12 protein-coding genes and 1 tRNA gene are annotated in these 12,704 nt (G+C 39.8%); 10 read left to right on the top strand and 3 right to left on the bottom strand.

From position 1 onward, the window contains the following. The coding region (locus tag FIM44_RS08150) for a DUF874 family protein (RefSeq protein WP_140578728.1) at positions 1-95 on the top strand (95 nt) is incomplete at its 5' end. A gap of 233 nt (positions 96-328) precedes the next feature. Here the strand turns inward: FIM44_RS08150 and FIM44_RS08145 are convergent. Continuing rightward, complete coding sequence (locus tag FIM44_RS08145) at positions 329-1,072, bottom strand: carbonic anhydrase (protein WP_039088468.1); 744 nt, start codon at positions 1,070-1,072, stop codon at positions 329-331. A gap of 271 nt (positions 1,073-1,343) precedes the next feature. Here FIM44_RS08145 and FIM44_RS08140 point away from each other — a divergent pair, with 271 nt between their 5' ends. The 3 genes from FIM44_RS08140 to FIM44_RS08130 all read left to right on the top strand — a co-directional run bounded on the left by FIM44_RS08140 (position 1,344) and on the right by FIM44_RS08130 (position 5,243). Next, positions 1,344-2,519 carry a sugar transporter gene (locus FIM44_RS08140; protein WP_140579700.1) on the top strand — a complete coding sequence of 392 codons (1,176 nt, stop codon included), beginning with the start codon at positions 1,344-1,346 and terminating at the stop codon, positions 2,517-2,519. A gap of 167 nt (positions 2,520-2,686) precedes the next feature. Then, a complete protein-coding gene (locus FIM44_RS08135) occupies positions 2,687-4,066 on the top strand; it encodes an HP1184 family multidrug efflux MATE transporter (RefSeq protein WP_140579698.1) in 1,380 nt (459 codons plus the stop codon). Between the two features lie 25 nt (positions 4,067-4,091). Continuing rightward, positions 4,092-5,243 carry a cation:proton antiporter gene (locus tag FIM44_RS08130; protein ID WP_000542869.1) on the top strand — a complete coding sequence of 384 codons (1,152 nt, stop codon included), beginning with the start codon at positions 4,092-4,094 and terminating at the stop codon, positions 5,241-5,243. Between the two features lie 9 nt (positions 5,244-5,252). Here FIM44_RS08130 and FIM44_RS08125 read toward each other — a convergent pair whose 3' ends face one another. Then, the gene (locus tag FIM44_RS08125; protein WP_000312856.1) at positions 5,253-6,014 is read right to left on the bottom strand and encodes a tRNA 2-thiocytidine(32) synthetase TtcA; all 762 of its coding nucleotides are present in this window, start codon (positions 6,012-6,014) and stop codon (positions 5,253-5,255) included. 18 nt (positions 6,015-6,032) lie between these two features. After that, positions 6,033-7,325, bottom strand: a complete 1,293-nt coding sequence (locus FIM44_RS08120; protein WP_341845892.1) for an MFS transporter — start codon at positions 7,323-7,325, stop codon at positions 6,033-6,035. 173 nt (positions 7,326-7,498) lie between these two features. Here FIM44_RS08120 and FIM44_RS08115 point away from each other — a divergent pair. The 6 genes from FIM44_RS08115 to FIM44_RS08090 all read left to right on the top strand — a co-directional run. Beyond that, positions 7,499-7,576, top strand: a tRNA-Met gene (locus FIM44_RS08115). 104 nt (positions 7,577-7,680) lie between these two features. Beyond that, positions 7,681-8,937: a NupC/NupG family nucleoside CNT transporter gene (locus tag FIM44_RS08110; protein WP_140579695.1), complete on the top strand. Its 1,257-nt coding sequence runs from the start codon at positions 7,681-7,683 to the stop codon at positions 8,935-8,937. 11 nt (positions 8,938-8,948) lie between these two features. Then, positions 8,949-10,190, top strand: coding sequence for a phosphopentomutase (locus FIM44_RS08105; RefSeq protein WP_140579693.1), 1,242 nt, complete (start codon positions 8,949-8,951; stop codon positions 10,188-10,190). Then, positions 10,187-10,888, top strand: coding sequence for a purine-nucleoside phosphorylase (gene deoD / locus FIM44_RS08100; protein ID WP_024112832.1), 702 nt, complete (start codon positions 10,187-10,189; stop codon positions 10,886-10,888). The genes FIM44_RS08105 and deoD overlap by 4 nt, the downstream gene beginning before the upstream one ends. Before the next feature lie 41 nt (positions 10,889-10,929). Continuing rightward, entirely contained in the window at positions 10,930-11,190 is a 261-nt protein-coding gene (locus FIM44_RS08870; RefSeq protein WP_080358567.1) for a hypothetical protein, read from the top strand. A gap of 172 nt (positions 11,191-11,362) precedes the next feature. Then, a partial coding sequence (locus FIM44_RS08090) for a SabA family sialic acid-binding adhesin (RefSeq protein ID WP_140579691.1) occupies positions 11,363-12,704 on the top strand: 1,342 nt, incomplete at its 3' end.

Raw genomic sequence — 12,704 nt, 5'->3', positions numbered from 1 at the left:
AAATATTTGCTGATATTAATAAAGAAATAAAAGTAGTTGCTAATACCGAGAAAAAAGCAGAAAAAGCGGGTTATGGTTATAGTAAAAGGGTGTAGGCATAAGAAAACACCATAAAATCGTTTTTAGCTTATTTATGGTATTTTAAAAACTCTATGTTACCCAATTAGAACAGAGCCTTTTTTAAACTCCTTAGTAGGAATCCCAATCGTCTTTAGCGTTTGAGTGTTTCACAAAATACAAGCGGTTGCAATTTTTAGCAGTGTTTTATGAAGAATGATTTTTTATATCCCTCTCTTTATAAAGAGAGAGTTTTAATTTTAGCGGATCTTTAGCGGGTCTCAGCTGAGCTTTTAATGATCACGGTGTTGTAGTCAGGTTGGACGGGGCGTTGGTTAGGCGAATTTTTCATGCGTTTTTTGATTTCAGCCAATTGTTTGGCAGAAACTTCCAAAGGCTCTTCTATGACAAACCATGCCACCCCTTCTGTGCAAGGAGGAGCGGTGAGAGAGCCGTTAAAATGGTAGTAATTGATAGTTTTAGGTAAGAAAGCGTCTAAAGCCACTTCTTTAAAATTTTGTTTCTTTTGAATGCCTTCTAAAATGGGATCAAGGTTGGGGTTTTCTTTCCCTTCTTCAAAACCAATCGCTAAGACTAATAAGCGCCCTTTAGCGTCTTTATGCACGAAATGCGCACTCAAGGGCCTGGTTTTATTATTGATTAAAAACTCCATAGGGGCGTGGAAATGCACATTATCCAGCACATAATCATGCCCTCTATAATTAATGTGGTTAGTCGGCTCAAACGAAGCCTTTAAAGTGTGGTGGGTGAAAAAGACCGCTTTAGGTTTGGAAGCGGCGTATTTGAATTGCAAATCGGCTTTATCTTGCGTGTGGTAATAATGCTCAATGTTGATGGGCGATTGGCTTTTACCGCTTTTGCACACTTCAAAATCTTTGTGCAATTTGTCCCAGCGGTGTGGGCCATTTTCTTTATTTTTATAATCCCATTTGGTGTTTTCAGCGCCTATAAGAGAAGCCGTAAGTGCTAAAGCGATCAAAAAAGTTTTTTTCATTTTAATTATCCTTTATTCTAAAATTCTAAAATATTAAAAAACAATTAATTCTAGCGCTTAATCAATAATGACCGCAGTTACAAAAAATAGATTGGTTAAAAGTTGGAAATGATTTTAAATTCTGTTTTATATGGTAACAACCCCATTAAATTAATGCGCCTATGGAGCGGGAATATTTGTTTTAACTAGTTCCCAATTTACAAGCGGTTAAAATTTTTGTCTTATACTCCAAGTTTTCAAATGGAATAAAATTTAACCCCTTAAGATTTAAATGATGATAACCAAACAATCGTATCAAAGATTCGCTTTAATGCGGGTTTTTGTGTTTTCGCTTTCGGCGTTTATTTTTAACACCACGGAGTTTGTCCCTGTCGCGCTTCTGTCAGACATTGCGAAAAGTTTTGAAATGGAGAGCGCAACAGTGGGGCTTATGATCACTGCTTATGCATGGGTGGTGTCTCTTGGCTCATTGCCCTTGATGTTGCTTAGCGCTAAAGTTGAAAGGAAACGCTTATTGCTTTTTCTTTTCGCCCTTTTTATTGCTAGTCATATCCTTTCAGCGCTAGCGTGGAATTTTTGGGTGCTTCTCATTTCTCGTATGGGTATCGCTTTTGCCCACTCTATTTTTTGGTCCATCACGGCTTCTTTAGTCATTCGTGTCGCACCAAGAAACAAAAAACAACAGGCTTTAGGGCTGTTAGCGTTAGGGAGTTCGTTAGCGATGATTTTAGGTTTGCCGCTTGGGAGGATCATTGGGCAAATCCTGGATTGGCGATCCACTTTTGGCGTGATCGGGGGCGTTGCGACTCTTATAGCGTTGCTTATGTATAAATTGCTCCCGCATTTACCCAGTAGAAACGCAGGCACGCTCGCAAGTGTCCCTATATTAATGAAACGCCCGCTTTTAGTGGGGATTTATTTGCTTGTGATCATGGTTATCTCTGGGCATTTCACCACTTATAGTTATATTGAGCCTTTTATCATTCAAATCAGCCAATTTTCTCCTGACATTACGACGCTAATGCTGTTTGTTTTTGGGTTAGCGGGTGTGGCGGGGAGTTTTTTATTCGGCCGTTTGTATGCGAAAAATTCAAGAAAATTTATCGCTTTTGCAATGGTTTTAGTCATTTGCCCGCAACTCTTGCTTTTTGTGTTTAAAAACTTAGAGTGGGTGGTTTTCTTGCAAATTTTCTTATGGGGGGTTGGGATCACTTCGCTTACGATTTCCTTGCAAATGAGGGTGTTACAGCTCGCCCCGGATGCCACGGATGTTGCGAGCGCGATTTTTTCGGGGAGCTATAATGTGGGGATTGGATCAGGAGCGCTGTTTGGCAGTATTGTGATCCACCAATTAGGGCTAGGGTATATTGGCTTTGTGGGTGGGGCTTTAGGTTTGTTGGCGCTATTTTGGCTCAGATTCATTACGATAAAATTTAAAAAAACATAAAGAGCGTTAAAAGGATTAACCCAATAAAGGAAATCCCTTTTTTGCTAAAAACCATTTTTTAAAATTTAATGATACGGCTTGAATCCAACCGTGTTAACGGATAGATTGTCTCTCTTTTTATGTTAAAATAGAAAAATTTGTCATAAATTTTAAGTGGTGTGTTTTAAATGCTCAAAAAAAAGATTGATTTGCATAAAGATTCTATTAGGAAGCTCTTTTTTTATTATTTTATCCCTTTAGCTTTTTCTATGATTTCACTTTCCACTTACTCTATGATAGATGGCATGTTTGTGGGCAAGAAACTGGGTAAAGAAGCTATCGCTGCGGTCAATATCGCATGGCCTATTTTTCCAGGACTCATTGCGTATGAATTGCTTTTTGGTTTTGGGGCAGCGAGTATTGTGGGGTATTTTTTGGGTCAAAATAAAACCCATAGGGCTAGGCTTGTGTTTAGCAGCGTGTTTTATTTTGTAGCTCTAAGCGCCTTTATTTTGAGCATGGCGTTATTGCCTTTTAGCGAAACTATCGCGCGTTTTTTTGGGAGTAATGACGCTTTATTGAGCATGTCCAAACGCTACATTGAAATCATTTTGATGGGCGCGGTTTTTATGGTCCTCCACCCTTTAGCGGATGTTTTTGTGGTGAATGACAAACGCCCCATTTTAGCGATGGTAGCGATGCTAGTTGGCTCGTTAGCGAATATCTTTTTCAATTACTTGTTTATTTTTGTTTTGGAAGTGGGGGTTCAAGGCAGCGCGATAGCCACCGTGATAGGGCATGCGATAGGGGTTTTAGTCTTAATGCAACATTTTTGGTTTAAAAAAGGGCAATTGTATTTCATCAAACGATTTTCTTTGTCTTCAGTCATTTCTTCAGCTAAAAGCGGCGTACCTCAAAGCACGGCAGAATTTAGCGCTTCTATTATGATTTTGTTGTTTAATACCGCTATCATGCACACTGCAGGGGAAAGGTTTGTGAGCATGTATGGGATCGTTATGTATAATGCGATTATCTTTTTTACGACTTTGTTTGCGATTTCTCAAGGCATCCAACCGATTGCGAGCTTTAGCTATGGGGCTAGAAATTTAGAGCGCGTGAAAGAGGTGTTTGTTTTTGGTTTGAAAGTAGCGTTTTGTATAGGGATTGTTTTCTATGGCGCTTATTATTTCTTAGATGAATTTTTAATCAAGCTTTATTTACAGCCAAGCGAACAGGATGCGCTCTTTATGCAAGAGACTAAAAGAGCGATGAATATTTATTATGTTGGCTATGTTTTTTTAGGCATGACTTTGTTGTGCGCGGTGTTTTTCCAATCCATCCAACGCGCTAAAAGTTCGTTTATCATCACCCTTTCGCACACGCTAGGGTTTATGGTTATTTTATTGCCGATTTTAAGCCATTTCTATGGGATTAATGGCGTTTGGGTAACCTACCCTATCGCGCAATTTTTAGCGTTTTTAGTAGCGTTAGGGGTAACTTATTACGAAATCAAAAAAGGGGTTTTCACCACTTATAAAGAGAAAAACCCTATCGCTTTGAAAACTTAACCAATAAATAAGGTAAAATTAAGACATGCATGCAGAATTTTTCACTTTCGCACTCATCATGCTTTTAATTGTGATGGCCCCTTATATGTCTAGAATCTCTCGTTTGCCTATCACGGTTGTGGAGATTTTATTCGGGTCTGTTGGGGCGTATGTGGGTTTTATTGAGCCTACTAAGGGCTTTGAAATCATGTCCGAAATCGGCTTTTTATTTTTAATGTTTTTGTGCGGTTTGGAAGTGGAAATTTATTTGTTTAAAAAATTAGGGGTTTCTCTTTTAAAACGCATTTTTGCTTATCTGTTGATTTTATACACGCTTTCGTTCATCCTTACTTTTAGCCTTAATTTAGAGCCTATTTTTATGGTGATTTTCCCTATTATCAGTTTGGGCATGATTATGACTTTAGTCAAAGATTATCGTAAAGAGATTTTGTGGCTTGATTTGGTTTTAAAAGTGGGCGTTATTGGGGAATTATTAAGCATTTTTGGTTTGGTGGTCGTGGATGGGGTGTATTCGCATGGTTTGGGCATGGATTTGATTAAAGATTTAGGCATTCTTATTGTTTTTTTAATCTTAATTATCGTGGCGTTTCAAATCTTTAAGACTTTGTTTTGGTGGTTCCCGCATTTAAAGCTTTTTGTGATGCCTAAAAGCAGTCAGTTTAACCAAGATGTGCGTTTTTCGCTCATGCTCTTTTTTTCCTTGGTTGCGATCGTGGTGTGGCTCAAAATAGAAATGGTTTTAGGGGCGTTTCTAGCAGGGTTAGTGGTTTCTACTTTTTTCCCTCATAAATCAGAGCTGATCCACAAACTCAATGATGTGGGTTTTGGGTTTTTTGTGCCTTTGTTTTTCATCCATGTAGGCTCTACTTTAGACTTAAAATTGGTGTTTTTAAACCCGCATTTGATTCTCCAAGGGATATTGATTGTTATAGCGATGTTAAGTTTGCACTTAATCACTTCAACCTTATTGTGGCGCAAATATTTTAAAGAAGCTAAGCATTTATTTTCATTCGCTTTAGGGGCTTCTATGCCTTTAACTTTTTTAGTAACCACTGCAGCGGTAGGTTTAAAAGCGCAAGCGATCTCGCAAAACACCTACTACGCATTGCTCATGGCGGCTATTTTTGAAGGGGTATTATTCACGATTGCGATCAAAATACTCAACAAAAAAGCTTAAATGAAAGCTTTAAATGTCTAAATACTTAGCGTCGCTAAAGCTGTTCGCTTGAACATTGTTGAATGCGTTTTCTAAGCTGTCAAAGAAACGAGGGTGCAAGTTTTGCATTTCTTTTAAGAAATTTTTAGTGGCTAATCGCGCGATAGGGGGCTTATCAGAGGTGGGCTGTTTGGCCGGGCAATTGCAATCAGGGGCGACGGGGATATTTTGAGAAGTGACAAAATGAATGCTGCTGGCTTCTCGAACCTTAATCAAAGGGCGGATCACCAATAAGCCGTTTTCAGCCCTATAAATGGGGGGCATGCTCCTTAAACTCCCGTTATAAGTGAAATTCATAAAAAAGCTTTCTACGGCATCATCTAAATGGTGTGCGATAGCGACTTTATTATAGCCTTCTTCTAAAGCTTTAGAATACAAAGTCCCTCTCCTCAAACGAGAACAAAATGAACAAAACGAGCTTTTTTCACGGCGTTTTTCGTTGATGGTGGCAGCGATTTGGGTGTAAATGATCTCATGCTCAATGCCTTGCTCTTGGCACAAATCGCTTAACCATTTCAAATCTTCTCCCAAACCATAATGCACGGTAACCGCTTTAAAATCAAATTTGAAAGGGGCATGTTTTTGCATCCTGGCTAAGATGCAAGCGAGCATGATAGAATCCTTGCCCCCGCTCAATCCTAATAAGATTTTATCGCCTTCTTCTATGAGTTTGTAAGTGGCGTTGGTCTTGCCCACAATGTGTAAGACTTTTTTAGAAATTTCATAGGCCATTTTTGATCCTTGATTATTTTATTTTCTAAAGTTTTGCGCTAAGCGAATGATTTCTTCTTCGCTAATGTGATCGGAATTATATTTCACAATAATGATTTCTTCGCTAATATTGACATACCATTCAATGATTTTATCCTCTAAAGTCTCAAATTGTTCCTCATTATAAGCGTCTAAGGGGAAATAGACGTTTTTTTGCTTGGAAGGGTTGTTGAGCAAAAAGAGCGATAGTCCCCAAATAAGCCCTAAAGCTACAACGATTAAGCTTGTGTTAGAAACGCCTAAATGATGGTAGCTCAACCCCCCGCTCACGCCCCCAACAAAGCTCCCTAAATAACCAAAAGTAGTGAATTGCCCTAAAACCTTGCCTTTTTCATGCGCTCTGGCGAATTTGGACGCTAAAGATTGCATGATAGGCTCTAAGGTGGCAAAGCCAATAAAGAAAAATACCACCCCAACAATAAAGAGCCATAAATATTTTCCTAAAAAGCTAGAGTCGGCTAAAAACAAGCACAAATAACTCACAATAAATAACAGCACACCAGAAAGCATCACCCCTTTAGGCTTGTTGTATTTTTCAGCCATAACGCTCGCTACTCCCATACTTAAAACCCCCAATAAGGCGCCAGGCACATACACTAGAATCAAAAAGCTTTCATCTTTATGGAATTCATTCACTAAGGCTAAAGGGATCAGCACAAAAATAAGCGTCATGAACGCTTTTTCAAAAAAAGAGCTTATATACAAAAGATACAAGGCTTTAGAGTTGGGTTGGTAAGCTTTGATGTTTTTGATCTGGTAAGAAATTTTAGGGGCGTCTTTGACTTTTAAAAGCATCAATAAACTCAATAAAGTTAAGATCGCAGTGAGTAAAAAGAGCCATTTTGCCCCCCCAAAAAACGCCACAACCCCAGGGCCAATCGCCATGCTTATAGTGAAGCTAATGAAAATAAACGCTCCCATGATGGCCATCGCTTTAGTGCGCTCTTCTTCTTTCACTTCATCCGCCACCATCGCGCTAACAACCCCCCCTAAAGCCCCCATGCCTTGAATGAAGCGCCCTATAACGAGCCAAACAATATCATTTGCTATGAAGCACACTAACGAGCCAGCTAAAAACAACAACAAGCACACCATAACCACCACTTTACGGCCTATCTTGTCGCTAAGAATGCCCATGGGGGTTTGAAAAACAATTTGTGTAAGATAAGCCCCACCCACAGCCAACCCCACGAGTAAGGGACTGCTTGAATGGAAACTATCCGCATACAAACTAATGACCGGTAAAACAATAAAAAGCCCCAAAAACCGCAACGACGACACTAACGCTAATGGAAAAATTTTCTTAAACATGCGGGTTATTTTACAAGAAAATGCCCAACTTTTGTCATCAATTTGAGGAAGTAGGATTGATAATAAAAGTTTAATGTAATTTTAATGGATTTTTAAGAAAATTTTTTGTATAATCTTATTCTTTTATTTTTTTTGTCAAGGTAGCTCAGCTGGTTTAGAGCGCTGGTCTCATAAGCCGGAGGTCGGGGGTTCAAGTCCCCCTCTTGACACCATGATTTGATTTAATATTCATTTAACCTTCATTTAATCTTTTTTTTAGCAAAACTAAACTACAATAGCCTTGCATCTTTTAATTTCTTACATTAGGGATTTGACGATGATTTTTAGCTCTCTTTTTAGTGTTGTAGGGATGGCGGTGCTTTTTCTTATTGCTTGGGTGTTTTCTAGCAATAAAAGGGCTATTAATTATCGCACGATTATTAGCGCGTTTGTGATCCAAGTGGCTTTAGGGGCGTTGGCTTTATATGTGCCTTTGGGTAGGGAAATGCTGCAAGGTTTAGCCAGCGGCATACAAAGCGTGATTGGTTACGGCTATGAGGGGGTGCGTTTCTTGTTTGGCAATCTCGCTCCAAACGCTAAGGGCGATCAAGGGATAGGAGGCTTTATCTTTGCGATCAATGTTTTAGCGATAATCATCTTTTTTGCCAGTTTGATTTCACTTCTATACTATTTAAAAATCATGCCTTTAGTGATCAATCTCATCGGTGGGGCGTTGCAAAAATGCTTAGGCACTTCTAAAGCAGAAAGCATGAGCGCAGCGGCTAATATTTTTGTAGCGCACACAGAAGCGCCCTTAGTCATTAAACCTTATTTGAAAAGCATGAGCGATTCAGAGATTTTTGCGGTCATGTGCGTGGGCATGGCTAGCGTTGCGGGGCCTGTGTTAGCCGGGTATGCGAGCATGGGCATTCCTTTACCTTATTTAATAGCCGCTTCGTTTATGTCCGCTCCTGGGGGTTTGTTGTTCGCTAAAATCATTTACCCGCAAAACGAAGCCATTTCTAGCCATGCAGACGTTTCTGCAGAAAAGCATGTCAATGCCATAGAAGCTATCGCTAATGGGGCAAGTACAGGGCTAAATTTAGCCTTGCATGTGGGAGCGATGCTTTTAGCTTTTGTGGGGATGCTCGCGCTCATTAACGGGCTTTTAGGGGTTATAGGGGGATTTTTAGGCATGGAGCATTTGTCTTTAGGGTTGATTTTAGGCGCGCTCTTAAAACCCTTAGCCTTTATGTTAGGCATTCCTTGGAGTCAGGCCGGGATTGCCGGAGAAATCATAGGCATTAAAATCGCGCTCAATGAATTTGTGGGCTATATGCAGTTATTGCCTTATTTGGGCGATAACCCTCCTTTAATCTTGAGTGAGAAAACTAAAGCGATCATCACTTTTGCGTTGTGCGGGTTTGCTAACTTAAGCTCAGTCGCTATGCTCATTGGAGGGCTTGGCAGTTTAGTGCCTAAAAAGAAGGATCTCATTGTAAGGCTTGCTTTAAAAGCGGTGCTTGTAGGCACGCTTTCTAATTTCATGAGCGCGACTATCGCCGGGTTATTCATAGGACTAAACGCTCATTAAAAGGACAAAACATGCAAAAAAGAGTGGTGATTTTATTATTGGATTCTTTTGGTATAGGGGCTAGCGAAGACGCTAAAGATTTTGGCGATTTGGGGGCGAACACTTTAGGCAATATCGCTAAGGCTTGTTTTAACAACTTGGCTGATTCTAACGATCGCCATGGGGCTTTGAAACTGCCTTATTTAGAGAGTTTGGGTTTAGGGTTGAGCGCTTTAAAAGCCGCCAATGAATTGCCCTTAGGCTTTGAATCTAAACCGAATCTAATAGGGGCTTACACTTATGCACAAGAACTTTCTAGCGCTAAGGATACGATTTCTGGGCATTGGGAGATGATGGGCGCGCCCGTTCTTTTTGAGTGGGGGTATTTTAAAGACAAAAGCGATTCGTTTCCTAAAGAAATTTTAGATGAAATCATGCGTAAAACTAAGATTAAGGGCTATTTGGGGAATTGTCACGCATCAGGGACAGAAATCATTAAAGATTTGGGCGAAAAGCATTTAGAAACTTTATACCCCATTTTTTACACTTCAGCGGATTCGGTGTTTCAAATCGCTGCGCATGAAGAAAAGTTTGGGCTTGATAATTTATACGCTCTTTGTGAAGAAGTGTTTCAAATTCTAGAGCCTTTAAAGATCGCTAGAGTGATCGCACGCCCTTTTATTGGTGCAAACAGAGAGGATTTCAGGCGCACCGCTAAGCGCAAAGACTATGCGATAAAGCCCCATAAAAAATTACTTTTTGAAAAATTCATTGAAGAAAAGCAAGGCGAAGTCATTAGCATTGGAAAAATCGCTGATATTTACGCTCATGTGGGGATCACTCAAAAGTTCAAAGCCGGTAGTTTAATGGAGCTATGCGATGTTACTTTAGAGCAGGTCAAAAACGCTCAAAACAACAGCTTGATTTTTACGAATTTTGTGCATTTTGATAGCGATTATGGGCATAGGCGCGATATTAGCGGGTATGCTAACGCTTTAGAGTATTTTGATTTGCGCTTAAAAGAGGTTTTAGAAAATTTAAGGGAAAACGATTTGCTCATTCTTTGCGCCGATCATGGGTGCGATCCCAGCTTTAAGGGCACTGATCACACCCGAGAATACATTCCTGTTTTGTTCTATCATAAAGATCTACAACCAGCCTTTTTAGGCAAGAGCGAGTCGTTTGCGGATATTGGGCAAAGTATCGCTTATTTTTTGGGATTAAGCCCCTTAGATTATGGCAAAAACTTATTAAACTTTAAAGGACAACCATGACTCCTCACATCAACGCCAAAATCGGCGATTTTTATCCTCAATGCCTTTTATGCGGCGATCCCTTAAGGGTGAGCTACATTGCGAAAAAATTCTTACAAGACGCCAAAGAGATCACGAATGTGCGTAACATGCTAGGCTTTAGCGGGAAGTATAAGGGTAAGGGGATTTCTTTGATGGGGCATGGCATGGGCATTGCGTCATGCACGATTTATGTAACGGAGCTGATTAAAACCTATCAGGTTAAAGAGCTTTTAAGGATTGGCACTTGCGGGGCGATTAGCCCAAAAGTTGGCCTGAAAGACATTATCATGGCAACTGGAGCTTCAACGGATTCTAAAACCAATCGGGTGCGTTTTTTAAACCACGATTTGAGCGCAACGCCTGATTTTGAATTGAGTTTGAGAGCGTATCAAACAGCAAAGCGTTTGGGTATTGATTTGAAAGTGGGCAATGTCTTTTCAAGCGATTTTTTCTATTCTTTTGAAACGCATGCCTTTGATTTGATGGCCCAATACAACCACTTGGCTATTGAAATGGAAGCGGCAGGGTTATACGCCACGGCGATGGAATTGAGCGCTAAGGCTTTATGCTTATGTTCGGTTTCGGATCACTTAATCACTAAAGAAGCCTTAAGCCCTAAAGAAAGGGTAGAAAGCTTTGATAACATGATAATTTTGGCTTTAGAGATGATGGGCTAACGATCTTTTTAAACTTTATTTTTTGCCCCCATAAGTTAAGGATAAGCTTTAAAGGAAAACCCTTAAAGCTAAAAAGCCTTAAGGGAACTTTTGAGAAACAAAAGCTATCGTTTTACAGAAACTTCGTTTTACAAAACTACCGCTTCAATAAAACAACAACTTTACACCCCAAAAACGAAATTTCAAGGTATAATGTTTTCCAAGAGTTTTTGCCATGTTTGGTAGCCATGACAAACTCCTTTTATGGATTTATCCCCATAATCCGACTTATGGGGGTGTTTATTTTACAACAATCTTTCTAAAAACCAAATCCCAATCAAATAAAAACACTCTTAAAAGCTTGATTGAACATGTCAAAACACCCTAAAACTTTTTTTGAAATTCAATAAATTTATGCTATAATTAAACGCATTGTAAATAAATTCTCATTTTGATACATTTTTTGCAATAAAACATTACTTTAAGGAACATTTTATGAAAAAAACGAAAAAAACGATTCTGCTTTCTCTAACTCTTGCGGCGTCATTGCTCCATGCTGAAGACAACGGCGTTTTTTTAAGCGTGGGTTATCAAATCGGTGAAGCGGTTCAAAAAGTGAAAAACGCCGACAAGGTGCAAAAACTTTCAGACGCTTATGAAAACTTGAACAAGCTTTTAGCTAATCACAGCCACTCCAATCCAGAAGCGATTAACGCAAACAGCGCCACAGCGATCAATCAAGCGATTGGTAATTTAAACAAAAGCGCGCAAAGTTTAATTGATACAACAGACAATTCCCCTGCCTATCAAGCCACGCTTTTAGCGCTCCAATCCACGGTGGGGTTATGGAATAGCATAGCCTATGCAGTCATATGCGGAGGCTATACGGATAAACCCAATCACAATATCACAGAAACTTTTTACAACCAACCAGGACAAGGTTCAGATTCGATCACTTGCGGTGGGAGTGTGGGGTTACTTGCAGCAGGCAAAGGTAATTCTCTATCCATTGAACAATTTGCAACGCTCAATAAAGCGTATCAAATTATCCAAGCCGCTTTGAAAAAAGGTCTCCCTGCTTTGAGCAATACAACAACAACGGTGGAAGTAACCATTAAAACAGCAACCAACGCTCAAAACATTAATGTTAATAATAACAATAATAATGCTGCTGATGCTACAGTTAGCATCACTGATACTTATATTAACGATGCGCAAAACCTTTTAACCCAAGCGCAAACCATCATCAACACCCTTCAAGACAATTGCCCGATGTTGAAAGGGAAGTCTAGTAGTAATGGTGGGACTAATGGCACAAACACCCCTTCATGGCAAACAAGCGCTACCCAAAATTCGTGTAGCGTTTTTGGCACGGAATTTAGCGCTATTTCAGACATGATTAGTAACGCTCAAAACATCGTTCAAGAAACCCAACAGCTTGATACCACCCCACTAAAAAGCATCGCGCAACCCCACAATTTCAACCTTAACTCCCCTAATAGTATCGCTTTGGCTCAAAGCATGCTCAAAAACGCTCAATCTCAAGCAGCGGTTTTAAAACTGGCCAATCAAGTGGGGAGCGATTTTAACAGGATTTCTACAGGAGTTCTTAAAAACTATATAGAAGAATGCAGCGCGAATGCTTCAAGTGAAAGCGTTTCTAATACCACTTGGGGGAAAGGTTGCGCGGGCGTGAAACAAACTCTATCTTCGCTAGAAAGCAGCAACGCTTCTTTTTCTAGCCAAACGCCTCAAATCAATCAAGCTGAAACCCTCGCTAATACCATCGTTCAAGAACTCGGTCATAACCCTTTCAAACGAGTGGGCATCATCAGCT

It is taken from the genome of Helicobacter pylori, assembly GCF_006440215.1.
GTDB lineage: Bacteria > Campylobacterota > Campylobacteria > Campylobacterales > Helicobacteraceae > Helicobacter > Helicobacter pylori_CS.
The sequence above is the reverse complement of the archived record's forward strand: the minus strand, read 5'-3'. Positions and strand labels throughout refer to the sequence as shown.

Coding starts and splice junctions, on each gene's coding strand:
- FIM44_RS08145 (WP_039088468.1), bottom strand. CDS start 1,072: ATGAAAAAAACTTTTTTGATCGCTTTAGCACTTACGGCTTCTCTTATA.
- FIM44_RS08140 (WP_140579700.1), top strand. CDS start 1,344: ATGATGATAACCAAACAATCGTATCAAAGATTCGCTTTAATGCGGGTT.
- FIM44_RS08135 (WP_140579698.1), top strand. CDS start 2,687: ATGCTCAAAAAAAAGATTGATTTGCATAAAGATTCTATTAGGAAGCTC.
- FIM44_RS08130 (WP_000542869.1), top strand. CDS start 4,092: ATGCATGCAGAATTTTTCACTTTCGCACTCATCATGCTTTTAATTGTG.
- FIM44_RS08125 (WP_000312856.1), bottom strand. CDS start 6,014: ATGGCCTATGAAATTTCTAAAAAAGTCTTACACATTGTGGGCAAGACC.
- FIM44_RS08110 (WP_140579695.1), top strand. CDS start 7,681: ATGATTTTTAGCTCTCTTTTTAGTGTTGTAGGGATGGCGGTGCTTTTT.
- FIM44_RS08105 (WP_140579693.1), top strand. CDS start 8,949: ATGCAAAAAAGAGTGGTGATTTTATTATTGGATTCTTTTGGTATAGGG.
- deoD (WP_024112832.1), top strand. CDS start 10,187: ATGACTCCTCACATCAACGCCAAAATCGGCGATTTTTATCCTCAATGC.